Annotated in this window: 21 protein-coding genes; 11 read left to right on the top strand and 10 right to left on the bottom strand. The window is 62.7% G+C overall.

Annotation, left to right across the window (positions count from 1 at the left end):
• Both PCO31010_RS00155 and PCO31010_RS00150 read right to left on the bottom strand, forming a co-directional pair.
• On the bottom strand, positions 1–1152 hold the full coding sequence (locus PCO31010_RS00155; RefSeq protein WP_150662460.1) for a tetratricopeptide repeat protein: 1152 nt from the start codon (positions 1150–1152) through the stop codon (positions 1–3).
• Positions 1145–2443: a PelD GGDEF domain-containing protein gene (locus PCO31010_RS00150; RefSeq protein WP_246184363.1), complete on the bottom strand. Its 1299-nt coding sequence runs from the start codon at positions 2441–2443 to the stop codon at positions 1145–1147. Before PCO31010_RS00150 ends, PCO31010_RS00155 begins: the two co-directional genes overlap by 8 nt.
• Between PCO31010_RS00150 and PCO31010_RS26815 the strand changes: the two genes are divergently transcribed.
• Positions 2442–2705: a hypothetical protein gene (locus PCO31010_RS26815; RefSeq protein WP_246184362.1), complete on the top strand. Its 264-nt coding sequence runs from the start codon at positions 2442–2444 to the stop codon at positions 2703–2705. The genes PCO31010_RS00150 and PCO31010_RS26815 overlap by 2 nt on opposite strands.
• Before the next feature lie 180 nt (positions 2706–2885).
• Here the strand turns inward: PCO31010_RS26815 and PCO31010_RS00145 are convergent, their stop codons facing one another.
• A complete protein-coding gene (locus PCO31010_RS00145; RefSeq protein ID WP_150662458.1) occupies positions 2886–3710 on the bottom strand; it encodes a phosphodiesterase in 825 nt (274 codons plus the stop codon).
• 473 nt (positions 3711–4183) lie between these two features.
• On the opposite strand from PCO31010_RS00145, the gene PCO31010_RS00140 reads away from it, so the two are divergent.
• Positions 4184–4462 (top strand): HU family DNA-binding protein, encoded by a 279-nt coding sequence (locus tag PCO31010_RS00140; RefSeq protein ID WP_039398613.1) that lies wholly within the window; start codon positions 4184–4186, stop codon positions 4460–4462.
• Between the two features lie 412 nt (positions 4463–4874).
• A complete protein-coding gene (locus PCO31010_RS00135) occupies positions 4875–5786 on the top strand; it encodes a CHAD domain-containing protein (protein ID WP_174984118.1) in 912 nt (303 codons plus the stop codon).
• Positions 5787–5813: 27 nt separating this feature from the next.
• On the opposite strand, the gene PCO31010_RS00130 is transcribed toward PCO31010_RS00135, so the two are convergent.
• A complete protein-coding gene (locus tag PCO31010_RS00130) occupies positions 5814–7964 on the bottom strand; it encodes a heavy metal translocating P-type ATPase (protein ID WP_246184461.1) in 2151 nt (716 codons plus the stop codon).
• Positions 7965–8347: 383 nt separating this feature from the next.
• Between PCO31010_RS00130 and PCO31010_RS00125 the strand changes: the two genes are divergently transcribed.
• From PCO31010_RS00125 to PCO31010_RS00105, 6 genes are all read left to right on the top strand, one after another.
• On the top strand, positions 8348–8836 hold the full coding sequence (locus tag PCO31010_RS00125; protein WP_150662456.1) for a Cd(II)/Pb(II)-responsive transcriptional regulator: 489 nt from the start codon (positions 8348–8350) through the stop codon (positions 8834–8836).
• 421 nt (positions 8837–9257) lie between these two features.
• Positions 9258–10508: an NAD(P)/FAD-dependent oxidoreductase gene (locus PCO31010_RS00120; protein ID WP_150662455.1), complete on the top strand. Its 1251-nt coding sequence runs from the start codon at positions 9258–9260 to the stop codon at positions 10506–10508.
• A gap of 199 nt (positions 10509–10707) precedes the next feature.
• A complete protein-coding gene (locus tag PCO31010_RS26525) occupies positions 10708–10851 on the top strand; it encodes a hypothetical protein (RefSeq protein ID WP_174984116.1) in 144 nt (47 codons plus the stop codon).
• Complete coding sequence (locus PCO31010_RS00115; protein ID WP_052252903.1) at positions 10848–12182, top strand: putative bifunctional diguanylate cyclase/phosphodiesterase; 1335 nt, start codon at positions 10848–10850, stop codon at positions 12180–12182. Before PCO31010_RS26525 ends, PCO31010_RS00115 begins: the two co-directional genes overlap by 4 nt.
• Before the next feature lie 141 nt (positions 12183–12323).
• Complete coding sequence (locus tag PCO31010_RS00110; RefSeq protein ID WP_150662454.1) at positions 12324–13883, top strand: sensor domain-containing diguanylate cyclase; 1560 nt, start codon at positions 12324–12326, stop codon at positions 13881–13883.
• Positions 13884–13930: 47 nt separating this feature from the next.
• On the top strand, positions 13931–15229 hold the full coding sequence (locus tag PCO31010_RS00105) for a phospholipase A (RefSeq protein ID WP_150662453.1): 1299 nt from the start codon (positions 13931–13933) through the stop codon (positions 15227–15229).
• A gap of 4 nt (positions 15230–15233) precedes the next feature.
• On the opposite strand, the gene PCO31010_RS00100 is transcribed toward PCO31010_RS00105, so the two are convergent.
• Positions 15234–15656, bottom strand: a complete 423-nt coding sequence (locus PCO31010_RS00100) for an EamA family transporter (RefSeq protein WP_174984390.1) — start codon at positions 15654–15656, stop codon at positions 15234–15236.
• A gap of 161 nt (positions 15657–15817) precedes the next feature.
• Between PCO31010_RS00100 and PCO31010_RS00095 the strand changes: the two genes are divergently transcribed.
• Positions 15818–16033, top strand: a complete 216-nt coding sequence (locus tag PCO31010_RS00095) for a DUF1289 domain-containing protein (protein WP_150662452.1) — start codon at positions 15818–15820, stop codon at positions 16031–16033.
• Here the strand turns inward: PCO31010_RS00095 and PCO31010_RS00090 are convergent.
• Both PCO31010_RS00090 and PCO31010_RS00085 read right to left on the bottom strand, forming a co-directional pair.
• Positions 16014–17447, bottom strand: coding sequence for an aldehyde dehydrogenase family protein (locus tag PCO31010_RS00090; protein WP_150662451.1), 1434 nt, complete (start codon positions 17445–17447; stop codon positions 16014–16016). The genes PCO31010_RS00095 and PCO31010_RS00090 overlap by 20 nt on opposite strands.
• Positions 17448–17598: 151 nt before the next feature.
• Entirely contained in the window at positions 17599–19194 is a 1596-nt protein-coding gene (locus PCO31010_RS00085) for an ABC-F family ATPase (RefSeq protein ID WP_150662450.1), read from the bottom strand.
• A 201-nt stretch (positions 19195–19395) separates the two neighbouring features.
• Here PCO31010_RS00085 and PCO31010_RS00080 point away from each other — a divergent pair, with 201 nt between their 5' ends.
• Complete coding sequence (locus PCO31010_RS00080; protein WP_150662449.1) at positions 19396–19920, top strand: cupin domain-containing protein; 525 nt, start codon at positions 19396–19398, stop codon at positions 19918–19920.
• An 80-nt stretch (positions 19921–20000) separates the two neighbouring features.
• Here the strand turns inward: PCO31010_RS00080 and PCO31010_RS00075 are convergent, their stop codons facing one another.
• The 3 genes from PCO31010_RS00075 to PCO31010_RS00065 all read right to left on the bottom strand — a co-directional run bounded on the left by PCO31010_RS00075 (position 20001) and on the right by PCO31010_RS00065 (position 23285).
• Entirely contained in the window at positions 20001–21149 is a 1149-nt protein-coding gene (locus tag PCO31010_RS00075) for a BMP family ABC transporter substrate-binding protein (RefSeq protein WP_150662448.1), read from the bottom strand.
• Between the two features lie 89 nt (positions 21150–21238).
• Positions 21239–22168: an ABC transporter permease gene (locus PCO31010_RS00070; RefSeq protein ID WP_150662447.1), complete on the bottom strand. Its 930-nt coding sequence runs from the start codon at positions 22166–22168 to the stop codon at positions 21239–21241.
• Between the two features lie 10 nt (positions 22169–22178).
• Positions 22179–23285: an ABC transporter permease gene (locus tag PCO31010_RS00065; protein ID WP_150662446.1), complete on the bottom strand. Its 1107-nt coding sequence runs from the start codon at positions 23283–23285 to the stop codon at positions 22179–22181.
• Positions 23286–23385 lie beyond the last annotated feature (100 nt).

Below are 23385 nucleotides of genomic sequence, written 5' to 3'. Positions count from 1 at the left end.
TCAGCGCGTCCAGAAGCGCACGGCAGGTTGAACGACCGGCGAGGCGGTGACATTGGACACGCCCGTAGCACCGGTCACACCCGCGCCCAGCCCGCCGAGCAACAGCGAAACGCGGTCATAGCGACGCCGCTGGAACGCAGCTTCCGCCAGCCACGGCAACAGGCGTTCGGTCGGAAAGTTGTGGAACTGCGCCTGACGCAAGTGCATTTCGGCCACGTCGGGGTTCTCGCGCATCAGGGCACAGCGGCCCAGCAGATACCACATGGACGCATCGTCTTCGTGCTGCTCAAGTGCGTCGCGCGCGAACTTCTCTACGCGCTCCAGCGTGAAGCGCAAGACTTCGCCACGCACGAGGTTCTGGTAAATCAGTTCCCAGTAGAGTTGCGCGAGACAAACACAGGCATGTGCGCGCTCATCGTCGTCCTCGGCCGCCTCGTGCCGGTCGCGCATCACGAAGATCTGCTGCATGATCCGCTTCTCCATTCCGTCGAGAATGCCGTACGCGAGCAGGCGCACCTCCTCCACCGGGTCCGCCAGCAGGTCGCGCGCAATCTCGCTCGTGACCCGCGAGGGCAGCGCCTGCACGGAGATGAGAGCGGCAACGCGGTCGTCGCGCTCGCCCTGCACGTTGCGCAGCCGTGCCCGCAGACGCATTCCCGCACCGTGACGCACACGCGCCACCAGGTGCGAGACGAAACCCGGTGTCTCCACGCGGCCCGCCGGCACCGACTCACGCGGCGGTGGGAACAGATACCCCATCAGCAGCACGCCCATTACGACGACCATGCCCGCCACCGGCAGGAAAAAGGTCGCCAGCGCGATATGCCCGAACACGCCACGACGATCGCGATAGCTCGCAGGCAGCGCGCACGTCACGAACCCGCCCGCCAGCAGTGCAGCGATCGCTTGCCATGCCAGCACGACGGGCATGGCATCGGGAACCAGGCCGGTGACGGCCGGCGCGATGAACGGTGTGTCCCACGTTGCCGTTCGCAAAACGAGTCGCAGCACGTGCCACTGCGCCGCGACGGCGAGCACCGCCAAGGCCAGCGTCAGCGCCCAGCGGATGACCCGCACACCACGCGCCGCGCCCCGTTGCCGGAGTCGCCAGACAGCGCTTGCGGATCCGCGTGACGAATGGCGCTCAGGCATGATCGACGCAGCGCTCCATCAGCTTGAGCAGACCATCGCCCGGGGCGTCGGCATCGACGTGTGCAGTGTGCACGGCAATATGGCCGCTCTGAAAGTCGACGTCGTACTGCTGACGCAGCAATGTCTCCACTCGCATCAGATAACCGTCGATGCCATGCTCGTCCGTGATGGGCATGAGTGCGATGGCGATTTGCCGTCGCGGCGTGCCGATCGTCCACATGGCGTCGAGTGCCCGGCGCTGGCGCACCGTCTGCTCGAACAACGAGTCGCCTCGTGCACCGCGCGGAAACGCCAGCGCGACCAGCGACGACTCGATGCCGCTCGCACGCTTGAGGCGCGCGAGCCGTCCGAGTTCTAACGCGAAGTCATACGGGGCTTGCGGCACCAATGCTCTGACGCTCGACACGAGCGGCTGATGCACGACGCCGTCGGCGTAGTACGCGAGCAACACGAGCAACAGTTGCAGATTGTCGTGATTAAGCGCGAGGAATGGCATGCGTCGCACGATCAATACGCTGGTCAGCGACCCTTCAGCGTCAAGCAGCGGCACGCAGGCCAGATAGGGGCTGCCGTCGCTGGCGGCATCGTCGGCCTTCACATGCGCCAGCGTGCCCTCGCCCAGACAGTGCCGCACCAACGGGTCATCGACGTCCGGCTCGAACCCTTCCCCGACCCGTGCGATGGGCGTCGTCGTAAGCCGGTCGCCACGCACCGCGAACAAGGCGGCGACTTCGATCTGGCAGGTCAGCGCAGCGAATTCGAGCATCGGTTGTGCGTTGGGCAGGCCGCCGGGCGCACCATGAACATCACCCGAACGCCGTACGGTGAGGTCGCGCAGACGCGTCAATGCATCGCGCAACGTGACAGGACGCGCAAGCAGATCACGCTCCAGCCGCTCATGCGACACGCGCAGCAAATAGTGATTGTGAGTAATCGCGACGAGGCGGTCGCTGTAGTAAGCGTTGATGCCCTGCGATCTGAGTGCGCGATGGGACCAGATGTCACAGAAGTGACCGGCGACGAGCGCCATCGTCATACCACCCGCAAAGTGCGCCATCGGAAACGGCGCGCCGGAAGGGCCGCACAGGACATGCCACGCCGCCATGAGCAACGCCCCGCTCGCCGCCCCGGCCAGCGAGCCGTAGCGCAAGGCGCCAATGAGCGAAACGAGCCAGAGCCACGGGAATTGCGTGGTGAGCAGCAGAGGATCGTCGGGACGCAGCCGCCAGGCCACCACCACCGCGATCAGCGTGGCGATCAAAACCTCCAGCAGCGCAAAGGAACGCGACATGGCCGGTGCAACCCGCCGCCCCCAGCGTCCCAGATTTCCGAGCGGCTGCGATCGGCGTACGCGCGTCGTCGATGACGATGGCGACGATGATGACGTCGATGCGCCGGAAGCCGAAGAAGCGGAAGGAGATGACGAAGCACCGGCGCGATGGGCGCTCGCCGGTTCGGCGTCGGTATGCATGATTCCCCGTTATCAGAAAGCGCCCTGCCCGGCCTTTTCATTCATGCCTGGGTCATGGGCCACGGATCGACAGTTCCTGTGAAAGACCCGTCGCTCCCGTCCCGCGAATCTTGCGCACCGGGACGGCCTTTGACTGCTGATCCGAACTGATCTCGTATGTTTGATGGAGAAGCACTTTACACACGCGCAGTCCTACTTTCGTCCCCATTCTTTCTCGCTGCCAACCCGCATGAATGCTCAGGATACCGACGCAAGCCGCCCCTTACCGGGGTTCGCCGTCGAACGAAAACGGCCCCTCGTGCGGACCGACGTAAGCAAGATGCGTACGCACGCCCGCGCCCGGTTGCCACAGGTGCATGGCGAAGCCGGGTGGCTCAAGCGTGACCGACCCCGGCGCCCCCGCAGCCAGCCCGAGCGTGATCTGGTGCGCGGTCGACACACACGTACTCGCCATGATCCCCGGCGCACCGTCCACACTCGCATGAATGCTGCGATGCAGATGCCCGCAGATCACCCGTTCGATGTGACGATGCTGCGCTATCACCTGCGCGAACCCTGCTCGACCCTGCACGGAAAGGCCGTAGCCGTCCATGAACTCGATGCCCGTATCGAACGGCGGATGGTGCATTGCAATGATCGTCGGGCGTCCCTCGCAGGCGTGGAGCTGCTCATCGAGCCATGCGAGTCGCGCGTCGCACAAATGGCCGCCCGCGCTCGGCGGGTCTTGCGTATCGAGGGTCAAAACAGTGAGCGGACCGAGATCGACGCGGTATTGCACGAACGTTTCGTTCGTATGCAGATAGGCATGCTCCGGAAAAGCGTCACGCAGCCCTTCACGATGATCGTGATTGCCGACCACCAGATAGAGCGGTATTTCGAGGTCCGCCAGGCACTCACGAAGTACTTCGTATTCCGATAGATGCGGTGTGTCGATCAGGTCGCCGGTTGCGATGACGGCGTCAGGTCGTGGCGTCCAGCGATTGATGGTGGCGATCGCATTGCGCAAGGCGCGCGCGGTGTCGACGCGTCCGCAAGCGAGCATGCCAGGGCGCGTGATGTGGAGGTCGGTGATCTGACAGAGCAGCATGAAGCGGTTCCTCAATGTCGATTGGCGGCGTCACGCTAGCCATCGCAAATGACACCCGAATGACCAACCAAAAGACGCCCGTCCGCGCAAGCCCTAAAACGCTAGGGAAACCCCCAAAGCCCGCCCAGCAAGGGATTGCGCGGGGGCATGACCGGAGATGCCCGCAGATACCGGGGTTTTGCCATCAAGAACGAGAAAGTACGCGGCATTGCACAACAAAATCGCCGCAAACCGTTGTCAGGACTGGCCCACAGCCCGCCGAAGGCTCTATAATGCGGCTGCCCGGCCAGTGCCGGCGCCCTCACGATGCGTGACGCAACCGGTCTTCGGATCAGGTTCGCGTGACGTGCCGCGAAGGCGACATTCTGGCGTATGCCGCGTGCCTTATGGCGCGGATACAACACCGACACTCGTCAAATGGCGAAAGTGTTAGAGTTGTCGCCGGTATTCACCACCTCTCAAGGGAAACACACATGAACAAACAGGAACTGATCGACGCCGTCGCTGGTGTTACGGGTGCAAGCAAGGCTCAAACTGGCGAAACCATCGACGCTCTGCTCGAGACCGTCAAGAAGGCAGTCGCCAAGGGTGACTCGGTTCAGTTGATCGGCTTCGGCTCGTTCGGTTCGGGCAAGCGCGCTGCGCGTACCGGCCGCAACCCGAAGACTGGCGAAGCGATCAAGATCCCGGCAGCCAAGACCGTGAAGTTCACGGCTGGCAAGGCGTTCAAGGACGCTGTGAACAAGAAGTAAAACCAGTTGCGCGCAGGCCGGCCTCCGTGCCGGCCTATCTTTTTTGCTCGCATTCGGCCGTCGATTTCGACAGCGGGTTCGACAGGTTTCCTGCTGGATTCCGCAGTAGAATCCCGATGTGCCATGCGCAGCAATGAGAAGGCGTCACGTCATCCTCTCGCGAGGTCCACGACTGATGTGACGCTGCGTGCCGCGCGGGTGGCCTGTGCCCCGCTCTGCGCAAAGCAGAGGCGCCCGCGACAAAGTGCTGCACCCGCTTTGCCGCGTCATGCGCTCAGGCAACTATGCTATGTTGCGTAACATGACACGCGCGCCGTTAGCGGCTTCCGCCGCCTCTTCCGAAAGTTTCTCCGCTACCGGCTCTCGTCAGGCCGAGGAAGGCGCACTACCGTCGTCTGCCCAAATGCGGCGTATGTCGGCATCCCGTCTGCTGGTCATGCACGTGGCGTCTGCATTGACGCAATGGCCAACGCTGCCCGATGCGGCAGAAGACGCGGCCAACGTCGACACCATTCCCCCTGAAGCCGTTCATCAGTTGCGCATCGCGACGCGTCGCCTTCGTGCGCTGATCGACATCTACTCGCCGTGGCTAAAACCGCGCTGGCATCGTCAACTCGTCGCCGAGCTGAGTTGGCTCGGGCATTCGATGGGGCCCGTGCGCGACGCAGATGTTTTGACCACCGAGACACTTCCGGTCTTACGCCTCGAATATCCGGATGTCGACTGGATTGCGGTCGATGCGCATCTGTCGAAGGTTCGCAGCGACGCTCGGGCGCAAGCCGCCACCGCGCTGACGAGCGATCGCCAACGCGCGTTGCATGGGCTGTTGCGCGATGCCTTTGGCGTTCACAACGGCAGGGCCGATGCGCGCGCAGCCAAAGCCTTACGACGCCCGTCGCGTACGCCCGGCAAGCGGCCACGCGCACTGGCGAAACACGCGCATAACGTGCTTCGCGAACGATACATTGGGCTATTTCCTGATTGTCGCCAGTTGGCGATGCTCGATACCGAGCAGTTGCACGCGTTGCGCGTCAAGCTCAAGAAGGCGCGTTATAGCGCCGAGGCGCTCACGCCGTGGCTGCGCAAGTCGCTTCGCTTGCCGTATCACGAAACATTGCGCACCGCGCAAACGTTGCTCGGGCATATCAACGATGCTGCGGTCGCGCAACGTGCGCTGGAAGACATGCCCATCTCGACGGAACACCGCGAGACGCTGACGGCACGCCTTGACGCGATCATCGTCAACGCCACCAGCCGCGCCGCGCACGCGCTATGCCAATTGCCCGACGCCCATCGCCTTGAGCGCGGCATGCGCAAGGCGTAGGCATCAGGCAACCCAACGTCACACGACTCAGACGACCTTGGTACGAAGCAGACGCATGCCGTTTGCGATCACCAGCAGGCTCGCTCCCACGTCCGCAAATACCGCCATCCACAGCGACGCGAGGCCCATCACTGCGAGTGCGAAAAACACGGCCTTGATCCCAAGGGCGACAGCGATGTTTTGCTGGAGCACCGTCGCCGAACGCTGCGAAAGCGCCAGAAACGCTGGCAATTTGCGCAAATCGTCGTCCATCAGCGTGACATCGGCGGTCTCGAGCGCGCTGTCCGTGCCCGTCACCCCCATTGCGAAACCGACGTCGGCTGCCGCCAGCGCAGGCGCATCGTTAATGCCATCGCCCACCATCCCTACGTGACCGTACTTTTCGCGCAGTGACGACACGGCTTGCCACTTATCTTCCGGCAGCATCTCGGCACGCACATCGCTCACGCCCGATTGCTCACCGATGACCTGAGCGGTAGCCCTGTTGTCGCCCGTGAGCATGACGGTGCGCACACCCATCTTCGTCAATTGGGCAATGGCCTCACGGCTTTCCTCACGCAGCGTATCGGCCACGGCCAGCACCGCCAGCGCCTGCGTTTCGCTTGCCAGCACGATAGCGGTACGTGCCTGCGCCTCGAGACGCGTCAGTTCGGCCTCCACCTCGGCATTGCACACCCCCAACGATTCAATCAGACGATGGTTGCCGAGGTAGTAAAGCGTTTCACCGACACGCCCCTTCACCCCCATCCCCACCAGCGCCTCGAAGTCGGTCACGGACGGCAACGCCCCAAGCCCCGCCTGCGCATGACCTTCGACGACGGCGCGCGCGATCGGGTGAGTCGTCTGAGCGTCCAGTGCGGCGGCGAGCGTCAGGGCTTCGTCGCGAGATGTGCCGCGCAACGGCACGACATCGGTCAGGCGCGGTTCGCCACGCGTGAGCGTGCCCGTCTTGTCGAGTGCGACCGCACGGATCAGGCGGCCACTCTCCAGAAACGCCCCGCCCTTGATCAGAATCCCGGCGCGCGCGGCGGCCGTCAGCCCGCTCACGACCGTGACCGGCGTGGAAATCACCAACGCGCAGGGGCATGCGATGACCAGCATCACCAGCGCCTTGTAGATCCACGGCGACCAGGCCAGGCCGAACGCCAGCGGCGGCACAATTGCGACCAGCAGCGCGCAAAGCACCACGACCGGCGTGTAAATGCGTGAGAACTTGTCGACGAAGCGTTGCGTCGGCGAGCGTTGCTGCTGGGCCGTCTCGACAATACGCACGATGCGCGCGAGCGTCGTATCGCCGGGGGCGACCGTCGTGCGATACACGAGCAGACCGCTTTCGTTGATGCTGCCTGCGTAGACGTCATCCCCAACCGTCTTGTCGACAGGCACGCTCTCACCGGTAATCGACGCTTGATTCAGCGCTGACGCACCCTCCTCGATCACGCCATCGATGGCAATGCGCTCACCCGGACGCGCCCGCACCCGCGCCCCCACAGCAAGCGTTGCTGCAGGGACATCCGCCCAGGTGCCGTCGGCCTGCTGCACCGACGCCTGATCCGGCGCGAGACGCATCAACGCCTCGACGGCGCGACGCGCTCGGGTCAACGATGCCGCCTCAAGCTTTTCGGACAACGCAAACAGTACGATCACCATGGCCGCTTCGGGCCACTGACCGATGAGCATCGCGCCGATCACGGCAAGCGACATCAGGAAGTGGATGTTCAGTGTGAAGTGCCGCAGCGCGATCCAGCCCTTCTTGAGCGTCGGCAAGCCACACGCAAGAATGGCGGCGACAACCATCGCACCCACCCACGGGCTGTGCTCAGGCACGCCGGACCAGACCGCGACCTCGCTCGCGGCAGCCAGCACACCACCGGCGACGAGCCGGACAACGTCGCTTGTCCGCTTGGCGGGCGGCGGTGCGGCTGCGCCAGCGTTCTCGCCGGAAAGCGGCACGGGCGTCATCCCCAGTTTGCGCAGGGTGTCCGCCACGGCATCGCGCTCTCGATCGACATCGGACGCCGACGCGCGCTTGTCGAAAACGACCGTCAGTTCACGCTTGAGCAGGTTGAAGTACAACGTGTCGACGCTGGGACGACGCTCAAGCTGATCTCGAATCAGACGCTCCTCTGTCGGACAGTCCATCTGATCGATACGGAAGCGCACCTGCGGCGCATCCATTGCGGGTGCCGGTGCCGACGGCGCAAAACTCGCGCCGCCCGAACAGCACGAGGCGTCGTCATGCGTGTGGGCGGCGGTTACGCCGTGGCTGCCATGGTCATGGTCATGCTCGTGAGCATGACCGTCGTGACGATGGCCGTGATCGTGGGCATGCCGATGCCCCTGTGACGGTGGCGTGTGCTCATGCGAATGCCCGTGACAGGTCTCGTGATCATGCCCTTGCGCTGGACCATTTCCATGGCCGGGCATCTCCCGATTCGCCGTCGCCGCAGTGGTCAGACCCGCCAAACGGCCCGATTCCGAAGGGTTGGACATGTGAACTCCTGGTTACATGATTCGTGTTACCCTTTATTCAAAACCCTGTAGTGACTACGGAGTCAAGTATGAAAATCGGAGAACTGGCCCGAGCGGCGGGCACCGATGTCGAAACCATCCGCTATTACGAGCGCGCGGGCCTGCTGCCGCCGCCGCCGCGAACCGACGCTGGTTATCGCACCTACGGCGACGAACACCTGGACGCCCTGCGCTTCATCCGTCACTGCCGTTCGCTCGACATGCCGCTCGCCGATGCCAAACGACTCGGCGAACTGGCGCACGACACCCATGTGACGTGCGAAGATGCCAACCAACTGATCGAGGCACATCTGGCACGCGTGCATACGCGCATCCACGAATTGCAGGCGTTGGAGCAGCAGCTTCTGCATCTGCAAGCGCAATGCCGTAGCCGTCATGAGACGAGCGACTGCGGCATCCTGCGCGCACTCATGCAAGGCGCACAGGGCGAGGCCTGCGCTTGTCACAACGAGACGGACCCCATCGAAGTCGCTTGCGAGCACGACCACAAGCACGGTCACGCGCACGCGCACGCGTAAATTGCAAACGTTCCCGTTTTTTTCGCGTCGCATGACCGGCGGCGCAAACCGATTCTGCACATTACACAAACATTCCCGGGCATCACATCCGTGATGCCCGCGTCAACATCCGCTGTCCGCTCCGGCACTCGCCGCATCCACCCTCACGCAAGACAAAACACGTCGCACGAGGTGCGTCACGATCTGCGCATTGGCCAACGCAGCGTCGTCACGCAGATGGCACACGCCCTAAACGTTCTCCAGTTGATCAAAACGTAAAAATTGTGAGAAATCGCCCTGTTTCCCGCGAAATTGGGGGCAAGTGAACGTAGAATGTCCCGCACGCTTCGTAACCGCCTCACACGGCGTGTTGCGTGACGCTTGGGATACGCATCGATATGTCGTAATCCGTTTCAATTTTTGATCACTTGTCGGAGACCTTATGTCCAGCGATGTATCCGCGACGCCAGCACCCGCGACGGAGAGCAACGCCGACATCGTCATCATGGGTGCGGGGGCGGCCGGTATTTCGGTTGCCGCAAGTCTGCGCCGCCGCCGTCCGACGCTCTCGATCACGATCGTAGATCCGGCCGACACGCATTACTATCAGCCCGCCTGGACGCTTGTCGGCGCCGGTGAATTCGACGCCGCCCGCACGGCCCGCCCGATGTCGAGCGTGATTCCCGAAGGCGTGAACTGGATCCAGGCTGCGGTCACGGCTTTCGCGCCGGAGCGCCAGCAAGTGCTGCTCTCGGACGGGCGTCGCCTCGGCTACCGCTTCCTCATTGTGGCGCCCGGGCTGCAACTGAATTGGGAAGCCATCGACGGCTTGAGCGAAACGCTCGGCCGCAATGGCGTGACCTCCAATTACCGCTTCGATCTCGCCCCGTACACGTGGTCGCTGGTTCGCGAATTCAAGGGCGGCAATGCCCTGTTCACGCAGCCGCCGATGCCGATCAAGTGCGCGGGCGCCCCGCAAAAAGCCATGTATCTCTCGGCCGATACGTGGCGTCAACGCGGTCTGCTGGACAAGACGAAGATCGAGTTTCATCTCGTGGCACCCGCCCTGTTCGGCGTCAAAGACTACATCCCGGCGCTGATGGAGTACGTCCAGCGATATCGCATCTCGCTCAATCATCTCTCGCATCTGCGTGCGGTGGATGGCGAGCGCCGTGTGGCGCGTTTCGAGATTTTCGATGCTGACGGGCAATCGCAGTTCGTCGACAAGCCGTTCGATCTGCTGCACGTGGTGCCGCCGCAAAGTGCGCCGGACGTCTTGCGAGCGAGCCCGCTGGCCGACGCTGCGGGTTGGTGTGAAGTCGACCCGGCGACGCTGCGCCACGCGCGCTATGCCAACGTGTTCGGTCTCGGCGACGCGATTTCCGCACCCAACGCCAAAACCGCCGCCGCAGCGCGCAAACAGGCCATTGTCGTCGCCGAAAACTTGCTCGCCTCGATGGATGGCCGCCCCCTTTCACTGCATTACGACGGGTACGGTGCTTGTCCACTTACCGTGGAGCACGGCAAGATCGTGCTTGCGGAATTCGGCTATGGCGGGAAACTTCTCCCTACATTGCCTATCGACGGTACGCACGCGAACCGTTTTGCGTGGGTCCTGAAAAAATACGTGCTGCCAAAGGTTTATTGGGACTTTATGCTTCGGGGCCGCGAATGGCTGGCGCGCCCACGCTGAGTTGACCGTAGGTGAAACCCGCACTCAATTTTCAAATTTGGGTGCCGTTAAATGTCAAAGGACCCGGTCTCGCGATCGGGAACGAGCTTCTAGTCGGGCCACGCCTTGCGCGCGGTCTGCCGGAACGCGAAGGAAACGGCGCACCGGACGGTGCGCCCGATTCACCCCTCGCACGACGGCCGACACATTTACGCGTCTTATGCAGAACATGATTCAAGGGTTTTCTGGCGGCACGACCTGTTCGACGCGTGGGCTTTTCCTGCTGGATGGCCTCGCCAGCATTGAACGCGCCGATGACAATCGCTCAACCGTTCAGGCGATGTTTGCCTGCCTGCCGAGATGAACGATACGAACGCGCTGCGACGGCAAGTCGTCCTCGCCGATTTGCTGCTGGATCGCCAGCGGCTTTTGCGCGCCCTCAGTCTCGAGCTGAGGACCCCGAGCCCGCCCAACAGCCACAGCGCGCTAGTCGTGCTGCACGTGGGTCGGGGCCAGCGCAAGGCGTCCAGTCAACAGGCAATCTCCGACGCGGATCTGCTCGCGACGGTGGCTTTTCGCATCGGCTCGCGCATTCGACGTCGCGACCTCATCGGCCGCGTTTCGGATCAGCAGGTGGCGATTCTGCTACGCGACCTGAGCAGCCGCGAGGCCGCCGTACAGATCACGCGCCGCTTCATTCGGGCGGGCGAATCGCCGGTGCCGTGCGGCAACGGGCTGCTCTACCCGATCGTCTCGGCGGGCATCACGCATCTGCCGCAGGTTCCCGTGTGGCCGGCCACCCTACTTGAACATACGTCCGACGTCGCCGATCAGGCCATTCGCGAGAGCGCGTCGCGCTTTCTCGTCACCGAAGCCCCTGCCGCGCCGACCGAGGGTATTGCCCCGCCGGACGATGCAGGCAACGAGCATTATTGGCGCAGCGCCATCGGACGCGCGCTCTCGGACTCGGAATTCCGCCTGCACTATCAGCCGCAGATCGACATGCGTACGCATCGGTTGACGGGCCTCGAAGCCCTGATCCGCTGGCAACGGGACGACGAACTCATCATGCCGGGTGAGTTCATTCCGGCGGCCGAGCGGTGCGACGTAATCGGTCCCATTGGCGACTGGACACTGCACGAAGCGTGTCGTCAGCTCGACAAGTGGCATACGGACGGTGAAGAGTACCCTCGCGTGGCCGTGAATCTCTCCGCGCAGCAAATGCGCGTGCAGACGCTGGAGACGGTTCGCTACGCCCTCAAACACCACCGCGTGCCGCCGGACAAGCTGGAGATCGAGATCACCGAGTCGTCGCTGATCTCGCATCTCGACGAAGCCGCCACGCTGATGAACGAACTCGTCGCGATGGGCGTGCGCTTGTCGCTCGACGACTTCGGCACCGGCTATTCGAGCTTCGTGCGGCTCAAACGGTGGCCGTTCGGCACCGTCAAGATCGACTATCAGTTCGTGGCCGGGGTGCTGCTCGGCGGCTATGACACCGAACTGATCCGCGCGATCATCGCCATCGCCCGCAAGCTCGAAATCGAAACGGTGGCCGAAGGCGTGGAGACCAGTGCGCAACGCGATGCGCTTGCATCGCTGGGCTGTCACGCGTGGCAGGGGTATCATTGCACGCGTCCCTTACCGCCCGGGCACATCGAAACGTTCATTCGAGACTGGCACGGGCGCCTGTAAACGCGTCAGCAACCGCCTTTGCCGTTGGTCAACGCTCCTCTTTCCCGTCGACATGCCGCTTTCGCCTTTTTGTGCGGCGTCGTCGTTCTGCTGTGTGTCCTTGTCGCCTGGGGTCTGGCGCGTTTCGCTGCCGACCAACTCGTGGCGAACCGTGCCGCGCGCCTGCTTTACGAGGAGCGCAGCATCGCCACGAGGCTGGCGCATGGCACCGTTCATACGGTCAATCAGGATCTGATGCTCATTCGCGGCATCCCGCAGGTCCTCGCGCAAATCGAGCAGATTCAGTCCGCCGCGAATTCGATTGCCACCCATCCTCTGACACATGTTCCGCAGGACAAAGCGCGACAGATACTGCTGGCGAATCCCGTCCTGAAGCCCGTCAATGAGCTGCTGCGCGTCGCGCAGCTGTATTTCGGCGCGGATCTCGTCTGGTTAGGAACGCCCGACGGCATCACCATCGCGTCCAGCGACTTCAGTTCGACGAACCCGCTGATCGGCGACCGCTACGGCGACCGCGACTACTTCAACACGGCAGTCCTTGGCGGCGCGGGGCAGCAATACGTCACCGGACGCAAGACGGGAATGCCTGGCATGTACTTCACCGCGCCGGTCTATCACGACGGCATTCTGGTCGGCGTCGTTGTCGTCAAGCTCGGCATTCGTCGGTTGTCGCACTGGGTCGACAGCGGCGCTTCGTTCATCACGGACAAAAATGGCGTGATCGTGCTCGCCAACGACCCGACCTTCACCGGACTGGCGGTGCCGGGTGCAGCGGTGTTCAATCTCTCACGCCCGGAGCGCCGCCATCTGTATATGCAGGAAGACTTCACTGTCGTCCCCATCGAAAACTACGATCTGACACCCAGCACGCCCAACTTTCTCAAAATGGGACCGGACGACGAGGACAACAAACACAGTGCGCGGCTGGTACGCGTGCGCCCTGACAATCAGCCGTATTTGTTGGATGTCGAACCGTCGTCGGACGGCGACATGGTGATTTACACCATGAGCGAAGCGCCAACGCTCGGCAGCCTCTCGGTCGAACGACGACGTTATGCCTTACTGGTGTTCGCGTTGCTGCTCAGCTCGGCTGGCGCGCTCTATCTGCTCGTGCGCTACCTGCGCCGCGAAAAGCTCCAGTTGACGGACACGCTGGCAAAAAATGCAGCCCTCGAACACGAGGTGAAGTACGACGCACTGACCGGCGCGCTTTCACGCGGCCACTTCCTCAAGCGCCTGCGTGCCGAAGTCATGCAGGCGGATTCCGCAGACGTGCCGACAAGTGTCATCCTTGTCGACCTGGACCATTTCAAGCAGATCAACGACACCTGGGGACATGCGCTGGGCGACACGGTATTGGCCACCTTTGTCCGGCTTTGTCACGAATCGTTACGCGAAGATGACATCTGCGGTCGTTTGGGGGGCGAAGAATTCGCTATTATCCTGAGTGGCGCCACAGAAGCACGGGCGTTCGACGCCGCTGAACGGCTGCGCGAAGCCGTTCGCGAATCACGCATCAACGTCGACGGTCGATCGCTTCAGTTCACGATAAGTGCCGGCGTAGCCCAATGGCACACGGGTGACGACGACAACGCCTGGCTGCAACGCGCCGACGCAGCGCTGTACCTTGCCAAATCTCGTGGACGCGATCGCTGCGCCCGCGAATCCGACCTCCGGGTACTCACCCGAGGCGGTTCTTAACCGGCTTCAGGCATCCCGGCCTGAAGTCGCCAACTCAGACCGGATCGATGCTCAAGACGAATCTCGCCACATTCGCCCCATCGCCGCTTCGCGCCGTTCAGGTCGGCGCAGCCGCCCTCTGCCTGGCCCTGAGTAGCGCCGCACATGCGGATCTCTCGCTACTGCAACCGCCGCGCGCCCTTACAGGCGGTGCGCCGTTGCAGCTCATGCTGTTGGCTACACAGGACTCGCCAGGCCGCAAGACCATCCATTTGCCGGAAGAAATCGTCGTTCGCATCTCTAACGACGACTTCAAACCGACACTGCTGCATCTGAAGCGGGCCGCGATCGTCCCCGCTCAGCTCACCCTGTCCAACGGACAGTTCCGTCGCGTCTCTTATTCAGCAGTCCTGCCCAAAGAGTTACGCGGGTCCGTACGCATCGAGCCGGTCGACTGGGACGCCTCGATCACCACCGTGGTGCTGGATCGCGCCGCACCTGCCGAACCGATGGTCGCCGCAGCGCCGATCCCTGCGGAAAGCGGCGCGACCTCGGGCACTGGCAACGGCACAGCAGCGCCAGCGTCTGCCGCAGTCGCGGCGGCACCGGCCGCCACATCGCCCGAGGCGATCGCCCCGACAGCCGACGCCGAGTTCGCCCGTATTTCGTCGAATGAGCCGATGTACATTGGGTTCGGCAAGAACGGCGACGCTAACGCGCGCTTTCAGCTCAGCTTCAAGTTCCACATTCTGAAGCCCGACAACCCCACGTCGAAATCCTTCCTCGACAATCTGTACTTCGGCTACACCCAGTTGTCGACGTGGGATCTGGAAGCCGAATCCGCACCGTTCCGCGACTCGAATTACCGTCCGAGTTTCTTCTACTACGTCCCCGACACGGGGGTGCGTGCTGGCTGGTTCTCGTCGCTGGGTGTCGCCGCCGGTATCGAACACGAGTCCAACGGCAAAGCAGGCGACGACTCGCGCAGCATCAACACCGTCTTCGTGAAACCGATCCTCACGTTCGGCAACCCGTCCGAGTATCACTGGACGATCGCGCCGAAGCTCTATGCCTATCTGGAGAAGAAGGACAACCCCGATATTCAGGACTATCGGGGCTACATGGACTTGCTCGTGTTGTGGGGCAAACCCAATGGCTGGCAGATCGGTGCAACGCTTCGCAAGGGCATGAAGCGCAACTACGGCAGTGTGGATGTGCAGGTGACCTATCCACTCGGCAAGCTGATTCCGGGCACCGGCGGCTATATCTGGCTCGGCTATTTCACGGGTTACGGCGAAGATATGCTCGACTACAACCGTCACTCGCGGTCGCAGGTGCGCATCGGCTACAGCGTGTTCCGTTGGTGAGGCGTCACAACACCAGCACGAGGGCGCCGGCGACGATCAACGCGCCGCCGAGTGCCTCCTTCAGCGAAAACGGCTCACCAAGCACCACCCACCCGATCAGCATCGCCATCGCCACGCTGAGCTTGTCGAGTGGCGCGACACCCGACACCGGCCCCAGTTGCAACGCCCGGAAGTAGCAGAGCCACGACAGCCCCGTGGCGACCCCGGAGAGGACAAGGAAGACCCACGTGTTGGCGCTCAGGCTTGTCGGCCTTTGCCACTCCCCACGCATGCCGACGATGGCCAGCGTCACCCCGAAAATGATGACGGTACGAATCAACGTAGCCATGTTCGAGTTGACCTGCGCCACCCCGAGTTTGCCGAATATCGCTGTCAGTGCAGCGAAAAACGCCGAGCCCAGCGCAAAAAGTTGCCAGCTACGCAGCATAACGATCGTCACCTATCAATCAATACCCTCGCCAACCTGAAACGGACGCAAATGTCCACCGTCCGCCTCCACCCGTAGGGGAATCGAAACCGCCCCGGCCATCGATGCGATAATGGCAACATCTTGTGTCACCCCCGCCAGACCTGGCCGAATTCTCCCCTATGTCCGAATTGCACGACCGCCCCGACAGCCCTTGCATTGGCGTTTGCTCGACACTTTTCGACGACGTCTGCAAAGGTTGCGGCCGCACCGCCTACGAAGTCTCCAACTGGGTGTTTTTCACCGAGGAAGAGAAGGCAGCGGTGTGGGAGCGCATCACCCGCGAAGGCACGGGGATGCGCTTTTGCGACAGCAGTTCTACGACTTCGCAGACTTGAACTGAAGCGACTTGTACTCGAGGAACTCCTCGAAGCCGTACACGCCGTTCTCCCGCCCGTGGCCCGATTGCTTGAACCCACCGAACGGGGCCTGCACATTGAACTCCCCGCCGTTGATGTCAACCTGTCCGGTGCGAATCTGACGGGCCACACGCACCGCGCGCGCCTCATCGCCTGACCAGACGCCGCCGCCCAACCCGTAGATCGAATCGTTAGCGATACGCACTGCGTCGGCTTCGTCCTGATACGTGATGATCGACAGCACGGGGCCGAAGATCTCTTCCTGCGCCACCGTGGCGTCCGGTGTCACACGTCCGAGCACCGTCGGCTGCACGAAGAAGCCCTCCTCGAAGCCCTCGGGCACCGTATCCCCACCCGAAATCAACTCCGCACCTTCAGACAAACCCTTGCGGATGTACGTCTGCACGCGCTCGCGTTGCGCAGATGACGCAAGCGGCCCGAGGCGCGTCGTTTCCTCGCGCGGATCGCCCAACGTAAAACGTGTCACAGCCTCTTTCGCCAATGCCTTGACCTCGTCATAGCGCGACGCTGGCACCAGCATGCGCGTGTGCGCAGAACATGTCTGCCCCGAATTCAGATAGCAGGCATTGAGCGTTCCTTTGACGGCTGCGGCAAGGTCCGCATCGTCTAGCACCACCGAGGCCGACTTTCCACCCAACTCCAGCGCGACACGCTTGACGGTTTGCGACGCTACCTCCGACACGCGTTTTCCCGCGCGCGTCGATCCGGTGAAAGACACCATGTCGACATCCGGATGCCTTGCCAGCACCTCGCCGACGACTGGACCGAGGCCCGTCACCAGATTGAACACGCCCGGCGGCAGTCCAGCCTCTTCGATCACTTCGGCCAGAATGAAAGCGTTGAACGGCGCCACTTCCGATGGCTTCAACACCACCGTGCAACCAGCAGCCAGCGCCGGTGCGACCTTGAGCGTGATCTGGTTCAGCGGGTAATTCCACGGCGTGATCGCGCCCACAACGCCGACCGGTTCGCGCACCACCAACGAATTGCCGACGCGTGCCTCGAACTCGAACGACTCGGCCAGCTCGGCGTACTTGTTCCAGTGATACACGGGACCGCCAACCTGAATGGCACGCACGAGTTTGATCGGCATGCCCGTCTCGCCCGTCATGACTTGCGCCAGCTCGTCGGTGTGCGCTTTCAGGCCCGCCGCAATCTTACGCAGATAACCGGCACGCTCGGCAGCCGGTGTAGCCGCCCATGCGTCACGCGCTTTGCGCGCAGCGGCAATCGCAGCTTCCGTGTCTTCCGACGCCCCCTCGGGAATGCGGCCCATGAGCTTCGCGTCGGCGGAATGGAACACGTCCAGCGTGCCGCGCCCGACCGGCGTCACCCACTGTCCGTCGATGAAAAACTTGTCGTACGTCTTCATGCATTGCCTCCTGCTGGCGTTGAGCAACGAATGGCCATTGTAGTCCGCCCGTCGCAATGCATTTCGCTGTAAACGCAAACAGGGCGCCTGCGATGCAAGCGCCCTGCCCTTGATACGACGTAACGGCGTATCTATCGAACGTTCGTGAACGTCAGACTTCCACGCCCTGGCTAGCCAGATACTCTTCATAAGTCCCGGCGTAATCGACCAGCGTGCCGTCGTTCTTCACTTCGATGATGCGCGTGGCCAGGCCCGACACGAATTCTCGGTCATGCGACACGAAGATCAGGGTGCCCGGATACTTGTCGAGCGCGATCTGAAGCGATTCGATCGATTCCATGTCCATGTGGTTGGTCGGCTCGTCCATCATCATGACGTTGTGACGGCCCAGCATCAGCTTGCCCCAGATCATGCGGCCCTTTTCGCCACCGGACAGCACGCGCACCGACTTGCCCACATCGTCGCCACCGAACAGCAGACGGCCGAGCGAGCCACGGATCACCTGATCGTCATCGCCTTCCTTGCCCCACTGCGTCATCCAGTCGGTGAGCGTCTGGTCTTCCGGGAATGCTTCGGACGTATCCTGCGGGAAATAGCCGATATTCGCGTTTTCTGCCCACTTCACATTGCCGCCGTCGACCGGCAGATCGGCCATCAGGCTGCGCAGCAACGTGGTCTTACCGGCACCGTTCTCGCCAATGATCGCAACACGTTCGCCCGCGCGCACTGCACCGGTGAAGTTCTTGAAAATCTGACGGTCGTAGGCTTTCGAAATGCCCTCGAATTCGAACGCGAGGTTGTGCAGCTTCTTCTCGAACTCGAAACGAATGAACGGGTTCTGACGCGACGACGGCTTGATGTCTTCCACCTTGATCTTGTCGATCTGCTTGAGACGGCTCGTCGCCTGACGGGCCTTCGACTTGTTCGCCGAGAAGCGGCGCACGAAGTCTTGCAGGTCGGTGATGCGTTCCTTCGCCTTGGTGTTCGCCGCCATCTGACGCTCACGAGCCTGTGCCGACGCCAGCATGTAGTCGTCGTAGTTGCCCGGGTAAATCTTGAGCGTGCCGTAGTCCATGTCGGCCATGTGCGTGCACACGGCGTTCAGGAAGTGGCGATCGTGCGAAATGATGATCATGGTGGAGTTGCGCTCGTTGAGCACGTCTTCCAGCCAGCGGATCGTGTTGATGTCCAGGTTGTTGGTCGGTTCGTCGAGCAACAGCACGTCCGGATTCGAGAACAGCGCCTGCGCCAGCAGCACACGCAGCTTCCAGCCCGGCGCGACGTTGCTCATCGGGCCTTGATGCTGATCCGTCGGAATGCCCACGCCCAGCAGCAGCTCGCCCGCACGCGCTTCGGCGGTGTAACCGTCGTACTCGGCGAACTTCGCTTCGAGTTCGGCGGCGTGCATGTAGTCGTCGTCGGTGGCTTCCGGATTCGCGTAGATCGCGTCGCGCTCGCTCATGGCCGCCCACATTTCGGTGTGGCCCATCATCACGACGTCGAGCACGCGCATGTCTTCATACGCGAACTGATCCTGCTTGAGCTTGCCAAGACGCACGTTCGGCTCGAGCATGACGTTGCCGGCGCTCGGCTCCAGGTCGCTGCCGAGGATCTTCATGAACGTCGATTTGCCGCAACCGTTGGCACCGATCAGGCCATAGCGGTTGCCCCCGCCAAACTTGACGGAGATGTTCTCGAAGAGCGGCTTGGCGCCGAATTGCATCGTGATATTGGCAGTAGACAGCACAGGCGGTATCCGGGGTGATGAGTTGCGGCGGCACGAAATTGCGCCACGAAACCTGACATTTTAACACCGATACGTGTCACGCGCCCCGGGGGTGGCATGACCACTTGTGAATGCTCCTATTTGTGACGCACCGAGCGGTGATGGGATTTTGGCCACCTTAGGCTGCAAGTCCCCATACCTTCTCTCGAACGAGACCTTCCCATGACGGTCAACATTGCCCAGCCTTATAACGTATACGTCCGACAACGCACCCTCCGAAAGCGCACCGCTGCCGCCACCGCATTAACTGCGGCATTTTTCCTATGCGGGCCAACGCCAGGTCTCGCCGATGGCCACCCCAAAGCCACACAGGTCAGCAATACCCAGACGGGCGTCGCGACCGAAACGCTCCTGATGACCAACACCGCCTGGGACGGCACGCCATACCGGCCCTACGCGGTGGGCGCGCCGGCCCCGACGCTGATGCGCATCACCCTCGCCCCGCATACTGTGATGGATTGGCACACGCATCCCGCGCCTATCGTTGGGCATCTCGTGGCGGGTACGCTGATCATCGCGCGCGCAGAGGGCGGCGCGACCCGGACGTTCACTGCCGGAGATACGATCGCCGAGCTGGTCGATGTCCCCCATCGTGGCCGCACGGGGGATACCGGCGCAGAACTGCTCGTTTTCTACGCGCGTGACGCCCAGCAACCGCTCTCGACGCCCGCAGCCGTCCAGCCATAAAAAAACCGCCGGTGTGATCCGGCGGTTTTTCGTTCTCAGCATGATCCCGCCGCACGGCGGGATCGAACAAGATCAACCATTTACTGCTTGGGCAGCGAGCCCTCGACGCCTTCCACGAACCAGTTGATCTGGTGCTTTTCGTCGTCGTTGAGCGTCTTGCCCGCAGGCACGATTTCCTTGCCGTCCTGCCCCTTGAGCGGGCCGGTGAACGGGTCGTACTTGCCATCGCGGATCGCGTCGTGGCGTGCGGTCACCGCCTTGCGGGCGGCTTCCGACACGGCCTTGTCGTTGATGGAGACGAGGTTGATTTCGTCTTCCTTGATGCCACCCCATACCGGCGTGTTCTTCCACGTGCCCTGCATGACTTCGTCGACCGTGCGGATGTAGTACTTGCTCCAGTCGATGGCGGCCGATGCCAGATGCGCGTTAGGGCCGAACTTGCTCATGTCCGAATCCCAGCCAAAGGCGTGGATCTTCTTCTCTTCAGCCACTTGCATGACCACGGCCGAGTCGACGTTCTGCATCAGCACATCGGCGCCCTGACCCACCAGCGATTCTGCGGCCTGACGCTCCTTGCCCGGATCGAACCAGCTATTGATCCAGACGACCTTCACCTTGACCTTCGGATTGACTTCGCGCGCGGCGATGGTGAACGCATCGATATTGCGGATCACCTCAGGAATCGGCACCGACGCCACATAGCCGATCACATTCGACTTCGTGGTGTAACCGCCGACGACGCCTGCCAGATGCGCGCCTTCGTACGTGCGCACGTCGTACGTGCCCAGGTTCGGTGCCGACTTGAAGCCCGTGGCGTGCTCGAACGTCACGTCGGGGAAGTCGGCAGCCGTCTTGACCATCGAATCCATGTAACCGAACGACGTGCCGAAGATCAGCTTGTTGCCCTTGCTCGCCAGATCGCGGAACACGCGCTCCGAGTCCGCGCCTTCCGGCACGTTCTCCACGCGGGTCACGGTGACCTTGTCGCCGTACTTGGCTTCGACTGCCTTCGCGCCCTGCTCATGCGCAAAGGTCCAGCCTGCGTCGCCCGGGTTGCCGATGTAGACGAACGCCACACCCATCGGGCCCTTGCCCGCCGGTGCTGCGGATGCCTGCGCATCGGACGCGGCCGCCGGCGCGTTGGCGGTCGTGTTCTCCTGCTTGCCGCAGGCGGAAACCAGCATGGCGGCCGCCAGGCTTGCCATTGTGATCAGGACTTTACGTCGCATCGATTTTCTCCTCGTCATCGATTGTTTCAGTGAAATGCTTGTATCGCTTACTGCGTGCACGCCGTCGTCAACCCGGCGTCACCCCGGCCTCAGGACCCGGCAAAGAACGGCTTGCCCAGCGACGCCGGCGCGTTCAGCCGAATCGTCTGACGATTGCGGGAAATGATCACCAGCACCACGATGGTCGCCAGATACGGCAGGCTTGCGAGCGCTTGCGAAGGAATACGAATGCCCATCGCCTGTGCCTGAAATTGCAGCGCCATCACAACGCCGAACAGCAGCGCGCCGAGCGCCGTGCGCCCGGGCCGCCATGTGGCGAAGACCACCAGCGCGAGCGCAATCCAGCCGCGTCCTGCCGTCAGGTTCTCCTGCCACAGACGCAGATAGCCGACGGAGTAATAGGCACCGGCGAGCCCCGACATGGCACCACCGAACAGCGTCGCCAAATAGCGAATCCGCACCACCGGATAGCCGATGGCATGGGCGACCGAAGGCGCTTCGCCAATCGAGCGCAGCACCAGACCGGCGCGGGTACGGTAAAGGAACCATGCAATCGCCGCGAGCAGTGCGACCGATAGATACCCCAGCGGATTGAGCGAGAAGATCGAAGCGCCCAGCACGGGAATCGACGACAGCCCGGGAATCGGCATATCGCGCAGCATCGGAATCGTTGCGTCGGTGTACGGACGGCCGACATACGCCGACAGGCCGATGCCGAAGATCGTCAGCGCCAGACCTGTCGCGACCTGATTGGCCATGAGCGAGAGCGTGAGCCATGCGAATACGGCCGACATGACGACGCCCGATGCAATACCGGCGATGACGCCCAGCCAAAGACTGCCTGTCTGCACGGTAACAGCGAACGCGCCAATGGCGCCCATGAGCATCGTGCCTTCCACGCCGAGATTGAGCACGCCCGATTTTTCGGTCACCAGTTCGCCCAGCGCAGCGAGCATCAGGGGGATGGCGGCGATCACCGCGCTTGCGGCCAGCGGCGTCAGCAGATTGATCCAGTCCATGCTGCGCTCCTCAGGCGTCGCGCGTGAGCGCACGAGCGCGCCGACGCAGTCGGTAGTTCACAAACACGTCGCAGCCCAGCAGACTGAACAGCAGCAGCCCCTGGAACACGCCGCTGATGGCTTTGGGCAACTGGAGCGACGTCTGCACCGCTTCGCCGCCGAGATACAGCAGCGCCATGAGCAGACTCGCCAGCACAATCCCCACCGGATGCAACCGGCCGACGAACGCGACGATGATGGCTGTGAAGCCGTACCCGGGTGCCCACGTCGCCTGCAACTGCCCCACCGGCCCGGCCACTTCGCCCGTTCCGGCAAGCCCGGCCGCCGCGCCACCGATCAGCAACGCGAGCCAGACGGCACGCGGTTCCGAATAACCGGCATAGCGTGCAGCGAGCGGTGCGAGCCCACCGACTTCCATGCGGTATCCCGCGAAGCTCTTGCGCATAAAGAACCACGCAAGCGGCACCGCCGCCACGGCCATGAAGATCGAGGCATTCAGACGCGTGCCCCGCCATGTCGCCCAATGCCAGTCACCGAAGAAACGCGGGAAGAGTGCCTCGCGGCTGAAGTTGATGGACTGCGGGAAGTTCATCCCATGCGGGTCTTGCCACGGTCCGCTGACCAGATAGATCAGCAGTTGCGTAGCGACGTAGGTGAGCATCAGGCTCACGAGAATCTCGTTGGCGTTGAAGCGCACGCGCAGCAGCGCCGGAATCGCAGCCCACAGCATGCCACCGAGCGCACCGGCCACCATCATCAGCGGCAGCAGCCACGCACCGCCATGACCGTCGAAATGAATCGCCACGCCGGAGGCGAAGATCCCGCCGAGCAACAGCTGCCCTTCCGCGCCGATATTCCAGACGTTCGCGCGATAGCCGATGGCAAGCCCCAACGCGATCAGGCACAGCGGCGACGCCTTGAGCAGCAACTCCGACCAGCCGTTCAGGCTGCTGATCGGCGCAAGGAAGAATGCGGCCATCGCCTGCGCCGGATTCTTGCCGAGAAAGCTGAAGATAAGCACGCCGCCAGCCAACGTGATGAGCGTGGCCACTAACGGCATCGCGAGCCGCATGGTGCGGGAAGGACTTGGCCGTGGCTCAAGCGTGAGATCGAACATGATGTCTGATGAATCGATGAAAACATTACAGTGTTCCGGCTGGCGAGCAGTCGTTCGTCACGCACCGAAACACGTCGAAAAAGGAAAATGCTGCGTTTGC

Source organism: Pandoraea commovens (assembly GCF_902459615.1).
Taxonomy (GTDB): Bacteria; Pseudomonadota; Gammaproteobacteria; order Burkholderiales; family Burkholderiaceae; genus Pandoraea; species Pandoraea commovens.
This window is presented reverse-complemented; position numbering and strand designations above follow the sequence as displayed.

Excerpts from the sequence above, each read along its gene's own strand:
- PCO31010_RS00155 (WP_150662460.1), bottom strand. The coding sequence starts at position 1,152 with ATGCCTGAGCGCCATTCGTCACGCGGATCCGCAAGCGCTGTCTGGCGA.
- PCO31010_RS26815 (WP_246184362.1), top strand. The coding sequence starts at position 2,442 with ATGGCCGGTGCAACCCGCCGCCCCCAGCGTCCCAGATTTCCGAGCGGC.
- PCO31010_RS00150 (WP_246184363.1), bottom strand. The coding sequence starts at position 2,443 with ATGTCGCGTTCCTTTGCGCTGCTGGAGGTTTTGATCGCCACGCTGATC.
- PCO31010_RS00145 (WP_150662458.1), bottom strand. The coding sequence starts at position 3,710 with ATGCTGCTCTGTCAGATCACCGACCTCCACATCACGCGCCCTGGCATG.
- PCO31010_RS00140 (WP_039398613.1), top strand. The coding sequence starts at position 4,184 with ATGAACAAACAGGAACTGATCGACGCCGTCGCTGGTGTTACGGGTGCA.
- PCO31010_RS00135 (WP_174984118.1), top strand. The coding sequence starts at position 4,875 with ATGTCGGCATCCCGTCTGCTGGTCATGCACGTGGCGTCTGCATTGACG.
- PCO31010_RS00130 (WP_246184461.1), bottom strand. The coding sequence starts at position 7,964 with ATGGATGCGCCGCAGGTGCGCTTCCGTATCGATCAGATGGACTGTCCG.
- PCO31010_RS00125 (WP_150662456.1), top strand. The coding sequence starts at position 8,348 with ATGAAAATCGGAGAACTGGCCCGAGCGGCGGGCACCGATGTCGAAACC.
- PCO31010_RS00120 (WP_150662455.1), top strand. The coding sequence starts at position 9,258 with ATGTCCAGCGATGTATCCGCGACGCCAGCACCCGCGACGGAGAGCAAC.
- PCO31010_RS26525 (WP_174984116.1), top strand. The coding sequence starts at position 10,708 with ATGCAGAACATGATTCAAGGGTTTTCTGGCGGCACGACCTGTTCGACG.
- PCO31010_RS00115 (WP_052252903.1), top strand. The coding sequence starts at position 10,848 with ATGAACGATACGAACGCGCTGCGACGGCAAGTCGTCCTCGCCGATTTG.
- PCO31010_RS00105 (WP_150662453.1), top strand. The coding sequence starts at position 13,931 with ATGCTCAAGACGAATCTCGCCACATTCGCCCCATCGCCGCTTCGCGCC.
- PCO31010_RS00100 (WP_174984390.1), bottom strand. The coding sequence starts at position 15,656 with ATGCTGCGTAGCTGGCAACTTTTTGCGCTGGGCTCGGCGTTTTTCGCT.
- PCO31010_RS00095 (WP_150662452.1), top strand. The coding sequence starts at position 15,818 with ATGTCCGAATTGCACGACCGCCCCGACAGCCCTTGCATTGGCGTTTGC.
- PCO31010_RS00090 (WP_150662451.1), bottom strand. The coding sequence starts at position 17,447 with ATGAAGACGTACGACAAGTTTTTCATCGACGGACAGTGGGTGACGCCG.
- PCO31010_RS00080 (WP_150662449.1), top strand. The coding sequence starts at position 19,396 with ATGACGGTCAACATTGCCCAGCCTTATAACGTATACGTCCGACAACGC.
- PCO31010_RS00075 (WP_150662448.1), bottom strand. The coding sequence starts at position 21,149 with ATGCGACGTAAAGTCCTGATCACAATGGCAAGCCTGGCGGCCGCCATG.
- PCO31010_RS00070 (WP_150662447.1), bottom strand. The coding sequence starts at position 22,168 with ATGGACTGGATCAATCTGCTGACGCCGCTGGCCGCAAGCGCGGTGATC.
- PCO31010_RS00065 (WP_150662446.1), bottom strand. The coding sequence starts at position 23,285 with ATGTTCGATCTCACGCTTGAGCCACGGCCAAGTCCTTCCCGCACCATG.